This is a genomic window from Mesorhizobium sp. M0062, from assembly GCF_040323125.1.
Classification (GTDB): Bacteria; Pseudomonadota; Alphaproteobacteria; order Rhizobiales; family Rhizobiaceae; genus Mesorhizobium.
The window spans coordinates 41,084-53,477 of record NZ_JAMYUO010000013.1 but is presented as its reverse complement, the minus strand read 5'-3'; the positions used below and the strand labels follow the sequence as shown (position 1 = coordinate 53,477).

The 12,394-nt window shown below is 62.8% G+C and carries 10 protein-coding genes and 1 pseudogene; 8 read left to right on the top strand and 3 right to left on the bottom strand.

The genetic code is table 11. The features are described from left to right. Positions 1-16: 16 nt before the first annotated feature. Positions 17-886: a hypothetical protein gene (locus tag NKJ64_RS17030; protein WP_352463009.1), complete on the top strand. Its 870-nt coding sequence runs from the start codon at positions 17-19 to the stop codon at positions 884-886. Here NKJ64_RS17030 and NKJ64_RS17025 read toward each other — a convergent pair. Then, a complete protein-coding gene (locus NKJ64_RS17025) occupies positions 883-1,509 on the bottom strand; it encodes a TetR/AcrR family transcriptional regulator (RefSeq protein ID WP_023712752.1) in 627 nt (208 codons plus the stop codon). The two genes, NKJ64_RS17030 and NKJ64_RS17025, sit on opposite strands and share 4 nt — an antisense overlap. 170 nt (positions 1,510-1,679) lie before the next feature. On the opposite strand from NKJ64_RS17025, the gene NKJ64_RS17020 reads away from it, so the two are divergent. Continuing rightward, positions 1,680-2,867 carry an MFS transporter gene (locus NKJ64_RS17020; RefSeq protein ID WP_027049676.1) on the top strand — a complete coding sequence of 396 codons (1,188 nt, stop codon included), beginning with the start codon at positions 1,680-1,682 and terminating at the stop codon, positions 2,865-2,867. A gap of 79 nt (positions 2,868-2,946) precedes the next feature. Continuing rightward, positions 2,947-3,882 (top strand): bifunctional helix-turn-helix transcriptional regulator/GNAT family N-acetyltransferase, encoded by a 936-nt coding sequence (locus NKJ64_RS17015; RefSeq protein ID WP_023747749.1) that lies wholly within the window; start codon positions 2,947-2,949, stop codon positions 3,880-3,882. A 6-nt stretch (positions 3,883-3,888) separates the two neighbouring features. Here NKJ64_RS17015 and NKJ64_RS17010 read toward each other — a convergent pair whose 3' ends face one another. After that, positions 3,889-4,719, bottom strand: a complete 831-nt coding sequence (locus NKJ64_RS17010) for an AraC family transcriptional regulator (RefSeq protein WP_023697700.1) — start codon at positions 4,717-4,719, stop codon at positions 3,889-3,891. Between the two features lie 129 nt (positions 4,720-4,848). On the opposite strand from NKJ64_RS17010, the pseudogene NKJ64_RS17005 reads away from it, so the two are divergent. From NKJ64_RS17005 to NKJ64_RS16985, 5 genes and pseudogenes are all read left to right on the top strand, one after another. Further along, a pseudogene (locus NKJ64_RS17005) lies at positions 4,849-5,057 on the top strand (iron chelate uptake ABC transporter family permease subunit); the annotation flags it as partial. Positions 5,058-5,183: 126 nt separating this feature from the next. Next, positions 5,184-5,654, top strand: coding sequence for a MarR family winged helix-turn-helix transcriptional regulator (locus NKJ64_RS17000; RefSeq protein ID WP_023705728.1), 471 nt, complete (start codon positions 5,184-5,186; stop codon positions 5,652-5,654). Beyond that, positions 5,651-6,844 carry an HlyD family secretion protein gene (locus tag NKJ64_RS16995; protein WP_352463008.1) on the top strand — a complete coding sequence of 398 codons (1,194 nt, stop codon included), beginning with the start codon at positions 5,651-5,653 and terminating at the stop codon, positions 6,842-6,844. Before NKJ64_RS17000 ends, NKJ64_RS16995 begins: the two co-directional genes overlap by 4 nt. 351 nt (positions 6,845-7,195) lie before the next feature. Next, a complete protein-coding gene (locus NKJ64_RS16990) occupies positions 7,196-8,731 on the top strand; it encodes a DHA2 family efflux MFS transporter permease subunit (protein WP_023671527.1) in 1,536 nt (511 codons plus the stop codon). A 333-nt stretch (positions 8,732-9,064) separates the two neighbouring features. Continuing rightward, positions 9,065-11,698 (top strand): EAL domain-containing protein, encoded by a 2,634-nt coding sequence (locus NKJ64_RS16985; RefSeq protein ID WP_352463007.1) that lies wholly within the window; start codon positions 9,065-9,067, stop codon positions 11,696-11,698. Between the two features lie 29 nt (positions 11,699-11,727). Here NKJ64_RS16985 and NKJ64_RS16980 read toward each other — a convergent pair whose 3' ends face one another. Then, positions 11,728-12,258 carry a CAP domain-containing protein gene (locus NKJ64_RS16980; RefSeq protein ID WP_023671529.1) on the bottom strand — a complete coding sequence of 177 codons (531 nt, stop codon included), beginning with the start codon at positions 12,256-12,258 and terminating at the stop codon, positions 11,728-11,730. Positions 12,259-12,394: the final 136 nt, after the last annotated feature.

Sequence of the window (12,394 nt, the reverse complement as noted above, 5' to 3'; positions counted from 1 at the left end):
CATGCATGGAAAGGCCATGGCCCGCATTGCCGTCATAACGCATGAATTTGACCGCTTCCAGAGCCGGCGGGGCCTCCTGCTGCGCCAGGACAGCCCCTACATGCTGTTCGACGTCCTGGCGGAGCTGAAACGGCGCGGTCACTCCGTGCAGATCATGCGTGGACCCTCGGCAAGTCATAACGCCGATATTGCCGTCCTGCATGTCGACGCGACAGTGACGCCATCGGACTATGTCGACTACGCGCGCGGATTTCCGATTTGTCTCAATCTTGGTGCGACCGACATTTCCAAGCGCCGCATCAGCGGTGCGATCCTCGAGGAGGGTGCCAACTGGAGCGGCCAGGTCATCGTCAAGAGCAACCTCAATCATTGGGGGACGCCCGAGGAGCAGCTCAACCGAAAATCCGTTCGCGCCGGCAAGGCAGTGCCTTTCCCGGGCGGGCAGACCTTCGACCGTTATCAGGTGCATGCCTCGCTGGCCGATGTGGCGCCGGAGATTTTCAGGCGTGCCGACCTGATCGTGGAAAAATTCATTCCCGAAATCGAGCCCGACGGGTTTGCGGCGCGGTTCTGGATATTCTGCGGCGATCGGGAGCGCTGCACCCGCTATGTCTCGCCACAGCGCCTGGTCAAGGGCGACGACACCATCCGCCGGGAGCCGGTTGCGGTTCCCGACGAATTGCGCGCCCTGCGTCGGAAGCTGGGCTTCGACTATGGCAAATTCGACTTTGTCGTGCATGAGGGCAGGGCCGTGCTGCTCGATGCCAACAAGACCCCGGGTCGCGCCAGAAACCTGTCGAAGATCGTCGCCGCCGGCGCCGCCAACCTGGCCGACGGCTTCGAAAACCTCATCCACCAGACCGGACGGGGTCGAATCGGGCGCTAGAGAAACAGTCCCAACTGCGTATGGATGATCGACCGGTAGTCCTCGATGGTGTGGCGGCTTTCCTCCTGGTCCTGGGTCAGCGCCATGCGCACGACGCCGCCGGCCAGCTGGAAGATCAGGAAAACCATACGGCCGAACTCATTGCGTCGCTCTGGCGCGAGAAAGGGGCCGACATGGTCGCAGAACATCGTCGCCTGGTGCCGGGTTTCGGCGATGTCGAGATTCTTCAGCGCCTTGTCAGCCTGGATGGCGTTTTGCAGGTCCTGAATGGCGGGGTCGCCGGCGACGCGCTCATAGTAGTCGTCGAGCAGCCGGTCGGCCGCAGCGATAACGTCGCTCAGCCCGCCGACGTCGGCAACGATCGCGGCAAGCCGGGCGCGGCTCACTTCGGAGAATCGCTCGTAGAGCATCGCCAGGATCGCCGACTTGTTGGGGAAGTAATGATAGACGGTGGCGATCGGCCCGCCGGCCTGTGCGCCGACTTCCTTCATGGTGACGGCGTCGATGCCTTTCTCGCCGATCAGCCGCATGGTCGTCGACAGGATGGCGTCGATGCGCTCGCGGCTGCGCTCCTGTTTGGGCCTGCGCCTCGGTTCGGTCGTCATCTGCACTGCTTCGTTCATGCCGCCATCCTCTCGATCGCCCAGACCATTCGATCGCCAAGACCATCCCCAGCCTTGTTGGTGCCAAGTCCCGCTACTGATTGACAAACGAATATGATCGAGTATCAGTTTCTAAATGCTGACAGACTGTCAGTTTTTTTGCCGCCAGGCAAGGACGTTGGGAGGCGACCGTGACTTCTGCTGGTAACGCCGATGCCGGGAACGGCGACTGGCTGGTCGGCAACCCCACTGGGGCGCAACTCGCCTCGGCATTGTGGATCGGCTCGGTCGGCCTGCTCATTCTCGGGCTGCAGCCGGTGCTGCTCGGCGCACTCTATACCGAGGGGCATGTCAGCGGCGACGAACTCGCGCTGGTCGCCACGGCCGAGATGATTGCCATCGGCATCGGTTCGGCTGTGGTGGCCATGATGCTTTCCGCCCACAATATGCGCTGGAAAAGTGCCGTCCTTCTGGTCCTGCTGGCGCTGGCGAACTGGGCGACCTCCTATGCGCTGACCTCCACCTCGCTGATTGCCGCCCGCGCGGTGGCCGGCCTCGCCGAGGGCGGGCTGGTGGCGGTCGCCACGGAACTGATCGCCCGTTCGCGCCGGGCCGAGCGCATCGGCGGCTTCTTCGTCACCCTTCAGACCCTGGCGCAATGCGCCCTTGCCCTGCTGGTGGCGCTTTACGTCATCCCGGCCGCCGGATCGGCCGGCGGCTTCATCGTCCTTGCCGTCGTCTGCATCGCTTCGGTGGCGGTCGCCTTCATCGTCCCCGATAGCTATGCCGACCTGCCCAAGGAGGAACAGTTCAGCAATGTGCTGACCGTTCCTTCGCTTGCCGCTTTGCTGAGCGTCTTCTGCTACTTCATGTTCTTCGGCTCGGTCTGGGCGTTTCTCGAGCCACTTGGCGCACAATACGGCATCGATGGCCGCACCGTCGGCCTGATCGTCTCGGCCAACCTCGCATTGCAGGTGCTGGGCGCAATGACGGCTACCGTCTTCGAGGCGCGCATCGATTACCGCTTCGCGATCGTGGCGATCGGCGTGGTCGCCGTCGCCAGTTCCGTGGTGCTCGCCGGCAGCCCCGGCCTGACGGTTTTCTGGGTCGCGGCCTTGATCATGGGCTTCATCCTTCTGTTCATCGTGCCCTATCAGATCCGGCTGGCGATCACCGCCGACGAGACGCGCACGGCCGTGCTTCTGGTGCCGGCGGCCCAGCTTTTCGGTCTGGCGATCGGCCCGGTCGCGGCATCGCTGCTGATCGACGGCAAGGATTTTCGCCCGGTGCCGGAATTTGCCGCCGCCAGTGCGGCGGCCAGCGTCGTGCTGCTCGGCCTGTTCGTCCTGATCGCGCGGCGCCGCCGCGCGATCGCCTGAGAAGCGACCGCGTGAGCATCTCGTACATACTTGACTAAGTCAAATAAATGGCCGATCGTTGATGGGCAGGAGGCTTCCCATGACGATCCATCATCAGCCCGGCAAGGAGCGCATCGACGCGGTGCGGGCTTTCAACCGCTTCTACACCCGCCAGATAGGTCTGCTCGACGAAGGCCTGCTGAAAAGCGCCTTCTCGCTGACCGAGGCGCGGGTGCTCTACGAACTGGCGCATCGCGATGGCCTGACCGCCAGCGATCTCATTCGCGATCTCGGCCTCGATGCCGGTTATGTCAGCCGGCTCCTGAAGAAGTTCGAGCACCTGCAGCTGATTTCGCGCGCGGCGCTGGCGTCGGATGCGCGGCAATCGTCGATCACGCTGACGCCGGCGGGGCGGCAGGCCTTCGTGCCGCTGAACCGGGCTTCGCACGACCAGGTCGCCGCCTTGCTGGCGCGGCTTCCCGCTGCCGAACAGGACCGGCTGGCCAAGGCTATGCAGACGGTGCAGCAACTCCTGGGCGACAGCCCGGAGTCCAAAGTGCCGTATGTGCTGCGCCCCTTGCAGGTCGGCGACATCGGCTGGGTCGTGCGCCGCCAAGGACAGATCTACGCACAGGAATATGGCTGGGACGAAACCTACGAGGCGCTGGTCGCCGAAATCCTCGGCGCCTTCGTAAAATCCTTCGATCCAGAATGGGAACGCAGCTGGATTGCCGAACGGCAAGGGGAGGTAGTCGGCTCGGTCTTCGTCGTGCGCAAATCCGACGCGGTGGCGAAGCTGCGCCTGCTCTATGTCGAACCATCGGCGCGCGGCCTCGGCATCGGCAAGCGGCTGGTTCAGGAGTGCATCGGCTTTGCTCGTGCTAAGGGCTACAAGACGCTGACCCTATGGACCAACGACATCCTGACCGCCGCCCGCCACATCTACGAGAGTGCCGGCTTCAGGCTGGTGGACGAAGAGCGCCATCACGCCTTCGGCAAGGATCTGGTCGGCCAGAACTGGAACCTGGAGTTGTAGCGGCGTTCAGGCCACCGGGACCCATATCTCCAGCCCGCCATTGCCGCTGCGCGGATGGAACTCCGGGCCGTAGCGCTCGAATTCGGGGCCGTCGGCTATATCGTGCCCCGAGGCCGGCAGCCATTTGTTCCAGATCGTGTTGACGGTGCGGCGGATGGTGGAGATGTGCTCGGCATGGGTGAACACGGCGTATTTCTGCGCCGGCACCCGCACCCGCGAAAGCTCCTTCGGCAGGTCCGAGAAATCCGAAACTTCGACCCCGGCGATATAGTCGAAATTGCCGGCATCGTCGCCATTGACGCAGACGCCATAGGCGACGTCGCCGGTCTCGCCCGGAATGTTGCCGATATAGGGACCGAAGCGCTGCCACTGCATCGGAATGGCCGCACTGGTTTCGCAGCTGTAGCGCTCGCCGAGGCCGGCAATGAGGAAGGGACGGCCGGTCTCGAAGCGCGGCGGCGGCAGTGAGGCGAGGAAGGACTGGTCCATCAGGATCGGCTCCACCAGGTCGAGATTGCTGAGGCTGCCCTGCGCGCGCACCAGTTCCGGCGTCGTGCCGAACTGATCGCGGAAGGCGCGGGTGAAGGCTTCGTGCGAGGCGTAGCCGGCATCGAGCGCGACAGCGAGGATGTCGGGCGCGCCGGAAGCCAGCTTGCGCGCCGCTTCGGTCAGCCGGCGCGCGCGCATATAGCCCATCACCGAACGGCCGGTGGCGGCGCCAAAGGCGCGCGTCACATGAAAGCGCGAGACGCCGCTGCTTTGCGCGACATCCTCAAGCGAGATCGCTTCCGGCAAATGGCTCTCGACAAACCACAGCGCTTTCTCGGTCGGGTTCATGAGTCTCCTCGCATTTGGCCACTCCATGCTGCCGGCTTTTTGCGAGGCCAGTTTGATCGAAATTGCGCCTGTCGTAAAATCGAAGGGCGCTGGTCGACTGTGGCAGGTCACCATCGTGGAAAGCCGCTGCTGGGCGGCCTCGGCCTGGCTCGCTGGGACAATATCCGGGCGCGCTGGGTGCGGGCACCATCCTTGCCTATGCCCTGTGGAACCACCGCCGGCTCGATGCCTTCCCCGCCGGCGAAAGTGCCGCCGAAAGCCTAGGTGTGCCGGTGGCGAGGACGCGCAAGACGACCTTTCTCCTCGCGGCGTTCTCGACGGCAATTCACGTCACGGTCGGGAGGTCATCCGCAACCGTTATTGACTGTGCCATGACCGCATCTGCATGGCTGCCATCCCTCTTTTTCGGCTCTGGCGCAATGCGGCGCCTTGAATGGTAAGCACGCTTATAATATATACCGCTCATGGTTTCCGACGGCATAGATAGATTGGGCTTTTTGATCCACGACGTGCAGCGCCTCATGCGCAAGCGCTTCGAGGCGCGCGCCAGCGGTCTTGGCCTTTCCTCGGCACAATGGCGGCTTCTGGTTCGCGTCGCCAAGGAGGCCGGCGTCGCCCAGGCTCGCCTCGCCGAACTTCTCGAAATCGAGCCGATCAGCGTTTCACGCCTCGTCGACCGGATGGAGGAGGGCGGCTGGATCGAGCGGCGCTCCGACGCAACTGACCGGCGCGTGCGCATGATCTTCCCGACAGCCAAGGCGAACGCGGCCTATGCCGAGGTCAAAAGCCTTGCTGGCGAAGTTTATGAGGAATCGCTGGTCGGCGTTTCGCCGGACGACCGCCGCGTCCTTATCCGGGCGCTGGACACCATCGTGCAAAACCTGGCGGACGGCGAGACGTCGTCCTTGAAGAGTACGGAAGGGGCAGCAGCATGAACGCGGCAGCCAAGCTGGACGAGAATGTAACCAAGATCGAGACGCCGGCACAGCCGGCCGCCGAAGCGCCTGCACAGCCGGCCGCAGCACCTGTCGCGGTGGCTCCCCCGGTTCAACCCGCTCCGGCTCCGGTCAAGAAGCGCCGCCTCGGCCGCTTGCTGCTGATGGTCGCCCTGCCGGCCGCGCTGGCCATTGGTGGCGGTTATGTCTGGGTGACCGGCGGCCGCTATCAGGAAACCGAGAACGCCAATTTGCAGCAGGCCAAGGTGTCGATCGCCTCGGACACCGCCGGACGCATCGTTCAGGTCGGCATCTCGGACAATCAGCAGGTCAAGCAGGGCGATGTGCTGTTTGCCGTCGACCCCGAGCCCTACCGGATTGCATTGGCGCAGGCCGACGCGGCGGTCGCAGTCGCACGCGTCGGTATCGAACAGCTGCGCGCCGCCTACAGCCAGGCGCTGGCGCAGGAAAAGTCCGATGCCAGCCAGGTCGACTACGCGCAGTCGCAGTATGACCGCGCCGCCGACCTTGCCCAGAAGGGCATCAACGCCAAATCGTCGCTGGACGAGGCCAAGAACGATCTCGACAAAGCCAGGCAGCAACTGGCCGTTGCCGAGCAAGGCATCATCAGCGCCAAGGCGGCTCTCGCCGGCAATCCCGATATCGAGACCGACAAGCATCCGACGGTGATGGCCGCACTCGCCGCGCGCGACAAGGCCGCCTACGATCTGGCGCAGACCACGGTCAAGGCGCCGGCCGACGGCGTCATCAGCCAGGCCTCCTCGTTCAAGATCGGCCAGTATGTCGGTTCCGGCACGCCGCTGTTTGCGTTGGTCGAGACCGGCGACACCTGGATCGATGCCAATTTCAAGGAAACCCAGCTTACCCACATGAAGCCTGGCCAGAAGGCCGAGATCGTCGTCGACACCTATCCGGGCAGAACTTTCGAGGCCACCGTCAAGGCGATCGGCGCCGGCACCGGCGCGGAGTTTTCGCTGTTGCCTGCTCAAAACGCCACCGGCAACTGGGTCAAGGTCACGCAGCGCATTCCGGTGCGCCTGGAGCTGACCGATGCCGACGCCAAAATGGCGCTGCGCACCGGTATGAGCGCCTCGGTTACGGTGGATACCGGCGTTGCTCGCGGGTTCCCCGCTATCTTCGGCCACGCCACCGCAGGCGAAGCACAATAGACTGTGAATGGACCGTGATCTCGAAAAGCAGGATCACGGCCCGGCAGAACGCCCGCCGCAGGCGAGGTGAAGTTGAGATGACAGGATCGGTCCGACGGCAGGTTGAACGAGGGGTGGATTGGACCGGGCCGCATCGCGGCCTGCCCAGAACCTGGACCATCTCGGCGCGCCCATCCTTCGGACCTTGGATTTCCGGGCGGCAAGCGCCTGATGTGTCGAGACCTTCGATCGATGTAACCCCCACATCGATAGATCGCGTCCCACCGCGATGAGGGTCTCTTCACCAGAGAAGGCCTCGCCGCCCGGAAACCTAATGTACACGTTTTTGTAACCTGTCGGAAGTTCCGCATCATGACCACACCAGAACCTTTCAAGGAAGTGCCGCATCGCGGCCTGATCACCGTGGCGCTGATGCTGGCGACGGTCATGCAGGCGCTCGACACCACGATTGCCAATGTCGCGCTGCCGACCATGACCGGCGACCTCGGCGCGTCGCCCGACAACATAAACTGGGTGTTGACCTCCTACATCGTTGCCGCCGCGATCATGACGCCGGTGACCGGCTGGCTGGCCGACCGCTTCGGCCGCAAGGAACTGTTCCTGGCGGCGGTTGTCGGCTTCACCGTGTTCTCGATGCTGTGCGGCATTGCCTGGAGCCTGGAGAGCATAGTGTTCTTCCGGCTGATGCAGGGCGTGTTCGGCGCAGCCATCGTGCCGCTGTCGCAGACCTTCCTGCTCGACATCAACCCCAGGGAACGCCACGGCCAGGCGATGGCCATCTGGGGCGCCGGCATCATGCTGGGGCCGATCCTGGGTCCGACGCTGGGCGGTTGGCTGACCGAGAATTTCAACTGGCGCTGGGTGTTCTTCATCAATTTGCCGGTCGGCATCATCGCCTTCCTCGGCATGGCAGCCTATTTGCCGGTCGTTGCCCGGCGGATCCGCAGCTTCGATTTCTTCGGTTTCGCCATGATTTCGCTCGGCGTCGGCGCGCTGCAGCTGCTGCTCGACCGCGGCGGCGAGGTCGACTGGTTTTCCTCGGTCGAAATCTGGATCGAGCTTGCTCTTTCGATCACCGGCTTCTGGGTTTTCATCATCCATACACTGACGGCGGAACGTCCTTTCATCGACCCCAAGATCTTCCTCGACCGCAATTTCGTCACCGGTCTGGCTTTCATCTTCGTCATGGGCGTGCTGATCCTGGCCTCGATGTCGCTGCTGCCGCCGATGCTGTCGACCATCTTCGGCTATCCGACCGTCACCATCGGCGTCGTCCTGGGGCCGCGCGGTGTCGGCACGATGATTTCGATGCTTGTCGTTGGACGGCTCATGAGCAGGATCGACGCCCGCATCCTCGTCGTCATCGGCTTTCTGCTCACCGCGCAGTCGCTCTACACCATGTCCTCCTTCACGCCGCAGATGGACAATTGGCTGATCCTCAGCTCCGGCGTCATCCAGGGCCTGGGCATGGGCATGGTGTTCGTGCCGCTGTCCACGGTGGCCTTCGCTACGCTCGACGTGCGCTTCCGCACCGACGCCACGGCCCTGTTCAGCCTGGTTCGAAATCTCGGTTCGTCGATCGGTGTGTCGGTGGTGACGGTTCTCATGGTGCGCAACACGCAGGTCAATCACACCGAACTGTCGGCTTTCATCAACCCGTTCAACCCCAATTTGTGGGCGGCCTCGCCGGCGGCAGCAGGCGGCGATCCGACGGCACTTTCGCAGGTGGACCGCATGGTCAACATCCAGGCGATGATGATCTCCTACGTCAACGACTTCAAACTGCTGATGGTGATGACGCTGGTTGCCATTCCGTTTGTCTTCCTGCTGCGCAAGCCGAAGACCGCTCCGGCCGGCGCGGCCGCTCCTGCCGCGCATATGGATTGAGGCGGGCGCCGGTAGCGCTGGCGGCAAGCTGGTTGCCCCTGATGATTGTTGCTCGGATGATCGTCAAAACCCGCGTGTGCAAAAGAATATCGATAATGAGCCGTTGGAAGTTGATTTGAAATGACATTTGCACCTTTGGTATCTGGTTGCTGACGCCTCCAATTCCGTTACAGTTCATCTTGAATTAGCACATCTGTAACATTGTCAGTCGACTTTCGTCTGGCACGACAGAGGCCCTTTCTTGTTTCAGGTGCCAAACCGGAGGAGGTCTGTTTGGTCACGAAGTCATCCAGAAGATCCGTCGGGGCGCGCGGGCCGGTGGGCGTAGCCGCATTGGCAAGACTGGCTGACGTTTCCTACGATACGCTCGAGGGAGAACTTCGCACGACCATTGCGGGTCTCGAAGGGCAGACCCTGCGCTTCGAGACTGCGATCGAGAATATTTCGCAAGGCATCTGCTTTTTCGATGCCGATGAACGGCTGATCCTGAGCAACCGGCGCTATGCGGAAATCTACCGCATTGCGCCCGAGGAATTGCGGCCTGGCGTGACACTGAGCGAAATAGTCGAACGCCGCGTAGCCCCCCGCCCCGCGGCGCCCGGCCCGGCGCCCACGGCTGCCGACACCTATCTCGCAACGGCTCGCTCGATCAATTCGGGCAAGGCTTCGCGGCTCTGGACCGCCAAACTTGTCGATGGTCGCACAATCCAGATCCGTAACCAGCCCATGCCCGATGGCAGTTGGATCGCCACGCATGAGGACATCACTGAACTCCTCGCCAATCGGCAGATCGTCGACGAGCGCATTTCGCTGCAGGCGCTGATCGACTGGGTGCCCGATTATCTCTGGGTCAAGGATACGCAAAGCCGTTTCGTCGTGGTCAACAGCGCCCTTGCGACCGATAGCGGCCGCAACAAGACCAGCGACATGATCGGTTTGACCGATTTTGATCTCCACCCCCCGGAAGTTGCGCGGAAATTTCGCCTGGTCGAGCAGCGCCTGCTCAAGAGCGGACAACCAATGATCGACGCGGAAGAGTTTGTCGTCGATGCGTCGGGGAACGGCAAATGGCTTTCGTCGACGAAGGTGCCGTTGCGCAATCGCCAAAATGAAATCTTCGGCCTGGTTGGCATCGCCCACGACATCACCGCCCGCAAGCAGGCGGATGTCCTTCGCAGCGGGCAGGCGCAGATCCTCGAAATGATTGCCACGAGCGCGCCGCTGGAGGACGTGCTCGACCGCCTCATGCGCTTCGTCGAGGCTCAGTTGAAGGGGATATTCGGTTCCGTCCTGCTGCTCGACAAGGACGGCATTCATTTGCGTCACGGTGCGGCGCCGGGCCTGGCGAAAGCCTATACGAGCGCCATCGATGGGGCGGCCATCGGTCCCAAGGTGGGATCCTGCGGAACCGCCATCTACCGGCGGGAACCGGTCATTGTTACCGATATTCTGCAGGATCCGCTTTGGGACGATTACCGCGAACTGGCGGCACCCCATGGCTATCGTTCGTGCTGGTCAACCCCGATCCTGTCGCATCGGGGCGTCGTGTTGGGCGCCTTTGCCATGTATTCGATGACCGTGCGCGAACCCACCCATGCCGAGACCCGCCTGATCGAATTCACCACACACATTGCCGGCATCGCGATCGAGCGCAAACTGGCGGAAGACCAGATCCACTTCATGGCCAACCATGATGCGCTGACCGGCCTGCCCAATCGCGCTTTGCTGGAGGATCGGCTTTCCCAGGCGGTCCTCTACGCGCAGCGATACAATCGCTGGATGACGGTGGTGTTCATCGATCTCGACAATTTCAAACTGGTGAACGATACGTTTGGCCACAATGCCGGCGACGAACTCCTCAAGACCGTCGCCAGCCGTTTGGTTGGATGCGTGAAGGCCACCGACACCGTCGTGCGGCTTGGCGGCGACGAATTTGTCATCGTCCTGTTCGACCAAACCACCAATGTCGATGTGGTCTCGGAAACCCTGCAGACGATCAGGGATGCGATCGCGGAACCGGTTCTTGTCGGAGAGCATCGGCTGAGAACGACGGCCAGCATCGGCATCGCAAATTACCCGAAGGACGGGACCAGCCCGGATACGCTGTTGGCCAATGCCGACGCCGCCATGTATCGCGCCAAGGAATTCGGCCGCGACAATTTCCAGTTCTATGCCCCGGAGTTCAACTCAACGGCACATGAAAAATTCCTGCTTCAGGAGGAATTGCGAAACGCGCTCGCCCGGTCGGAATTCGCTCTGCATTATCAGCCACAGGTGGATCTGCGATCGGGGCAGGTTTTCGCCGTCGAAGCGCTGGTGCGCTGGAACCACCCGACGCGAGGCCTGGTTTCGCCGGCGATGTTCATCCCGACCGCCGAGGAGACCGGGCTGATCGTGCCGCTCGGCGACTGGATCCTGCACGAAGCCTGCCGGCAGAACAAAGCCTGGCAGCGCGCCGGTCTGTCGCCCGTAACCGTCTGCGTCAACGTGTCGGCGCGGCAGTTCCGGGAGAAGAACCTGATCGACCGCGTCGTCAACGCATTGAAGGAAAGCGGCCTGGAGGCGAGGTATCTCGAGCTCGAAGTGACGGAAAGCCTCATCATGCAGGATTTCGAGCTGGCGGTCGCAACGATGAACGGACTGCAAAAGCTCGGCGTGCAGATATCGATCGACGATTTCGGAACAGGCTATTCCAGTCTCAGCGCTCTCAAGACGTTTCCGGTGGCGCGGCTGAAGATCGACAAGTCCTTCATCAACGATCTCGCGACCGACGAGAACGATCAAGCGGTCACTGGCGCCGTGATTTCCCTGGGGCAGAAGTTGAACCTTCGGGTGCTGGCCGAAGGTGTCGAAACGGAAGACCAGGTCGCCTTCCTGCGCAAGAACAATTGTGACGAGGTGCAGGGCAATTATTTCAGCAAACCCCTGTCGGCTGGGGATATCGGCGAGCTGATCGCGAAAGGCTGACGGCTGGCTCGCGCCGTAACCGCTGGCTGCTATTTTCCGAGCACCAGGCTCCAGTAGCGGATGGCGCTGTCGCGTCCGTCGCGTACATAGGCGAGGCCGAAGCGGCTGAAATCCGGATCGAGCATGTTGCGGCGGTGGCCGGCCGAATGCATCCAGATGTCGAACAGTTTCTGCTGGTCGAAGCGGCCCTCGGCGATGTTCTCGGCGGCGGCGCCCCGCACCCCATTGTCCTTCATCCGCGACGCGAAATCCTTTCCCCAGCCCGTCGTGTGGCTCATGCGTTCGCGTGAGGCCATATAGCCGGCCTGCTGCCGAGCGGCCTGCTCGAGCTGGGCGTCCGGCACCAGCGCCGGCAGTCCGGCCGAAGCTCGGATGCCGGCCAGCGTCGCGGTGGCCGAGGACGACACACCGGCGCCTTCGCCGGTCGGCACCGAGACCGTACTGCAAGCAGCGAGGCCGGCCATGGCTGCAAGGCCGATCAGCAGCAGGCGCCTGTTTGGTTTTGGACTTGCTGCGCCAGAGCGGGTTTGCGCGAGCGGATGATTGGTGGTGCAGATCATTGTCATGCCTGCCTGACTTAGCCGCGATCATGGCTTTTGCCGGGCAGGGCTGCGAAAATCTCAATCGCTGGCCTCCGTGCAGGTTCGGCCGGCCGATTCGAATGGGAAGGTCGGCGGCCGATGTAGTCTCGGCGCG

What these genes read in the sequence shown, in the direction of transcription:
- NKJ64_RS17000 (WP_023705728.1), top strand. Translation starts at nt 5,184, where the DNA reads ATGGTTTCCGACGGCATAGATAGATTGGGCTTTTTGATCCACGACGTG.
- NKJ64_RS16980 (WP_023671529.1), bottom strand. Translation starts at nt 12,258, where the DNA reads ATGATCTGCACCACCAATCATCCGCTCGCGCAAACCCGCTCTGGCGCA.
- NKJ64_RS17010 (WP_023697700.1), bottom strand. Translation starts at nt 4,719, where the DNA reads ATGAACCCGACCGAGAAAGCGCTGTGGTTTGTCGAGAGCCATTTGCCG.
- NKJ64_RS17030 (WP_352463009.1), top strand. Translation starts at nt 17, where the DNA reads ATGGCCCGCATTGCCGTCATAACGCATGAATTTGACCGCTTCCAGAGC.
- NKJ64_RS17025 (WP_023712752.1), bottom strand. Translation starts at nt 1,509, where the DNA reads ATGAACGAAGCAGTGCAGATGACGACCGAACCGAGGCGCAGGCCCAAA.
- NKJ64_RS17015 (WP_023747749.1), top strand. Translation starts at nt 2,947, where the DNA reads ATGACGATCCATCATCAGCCCGGCAAGGAGCGCATCGACGCGGTGCGG.
- NKJ64_RS16990 (WP_023671527.1), top strand. Translation starts at nt 7,196, where the DNA reads ATGACCACACCAGAACCTTTCAAGGAAGTGCCGCATCGCGGCCTGATC.
- NKJ64_RS16995 (WP_352463008.1), top strand. Translation starts at nt 5,651, where the DNA reads ATGAACGCGGCAGCCAAGCTGGACGAGAATGTAACCAAGATCGAGACG.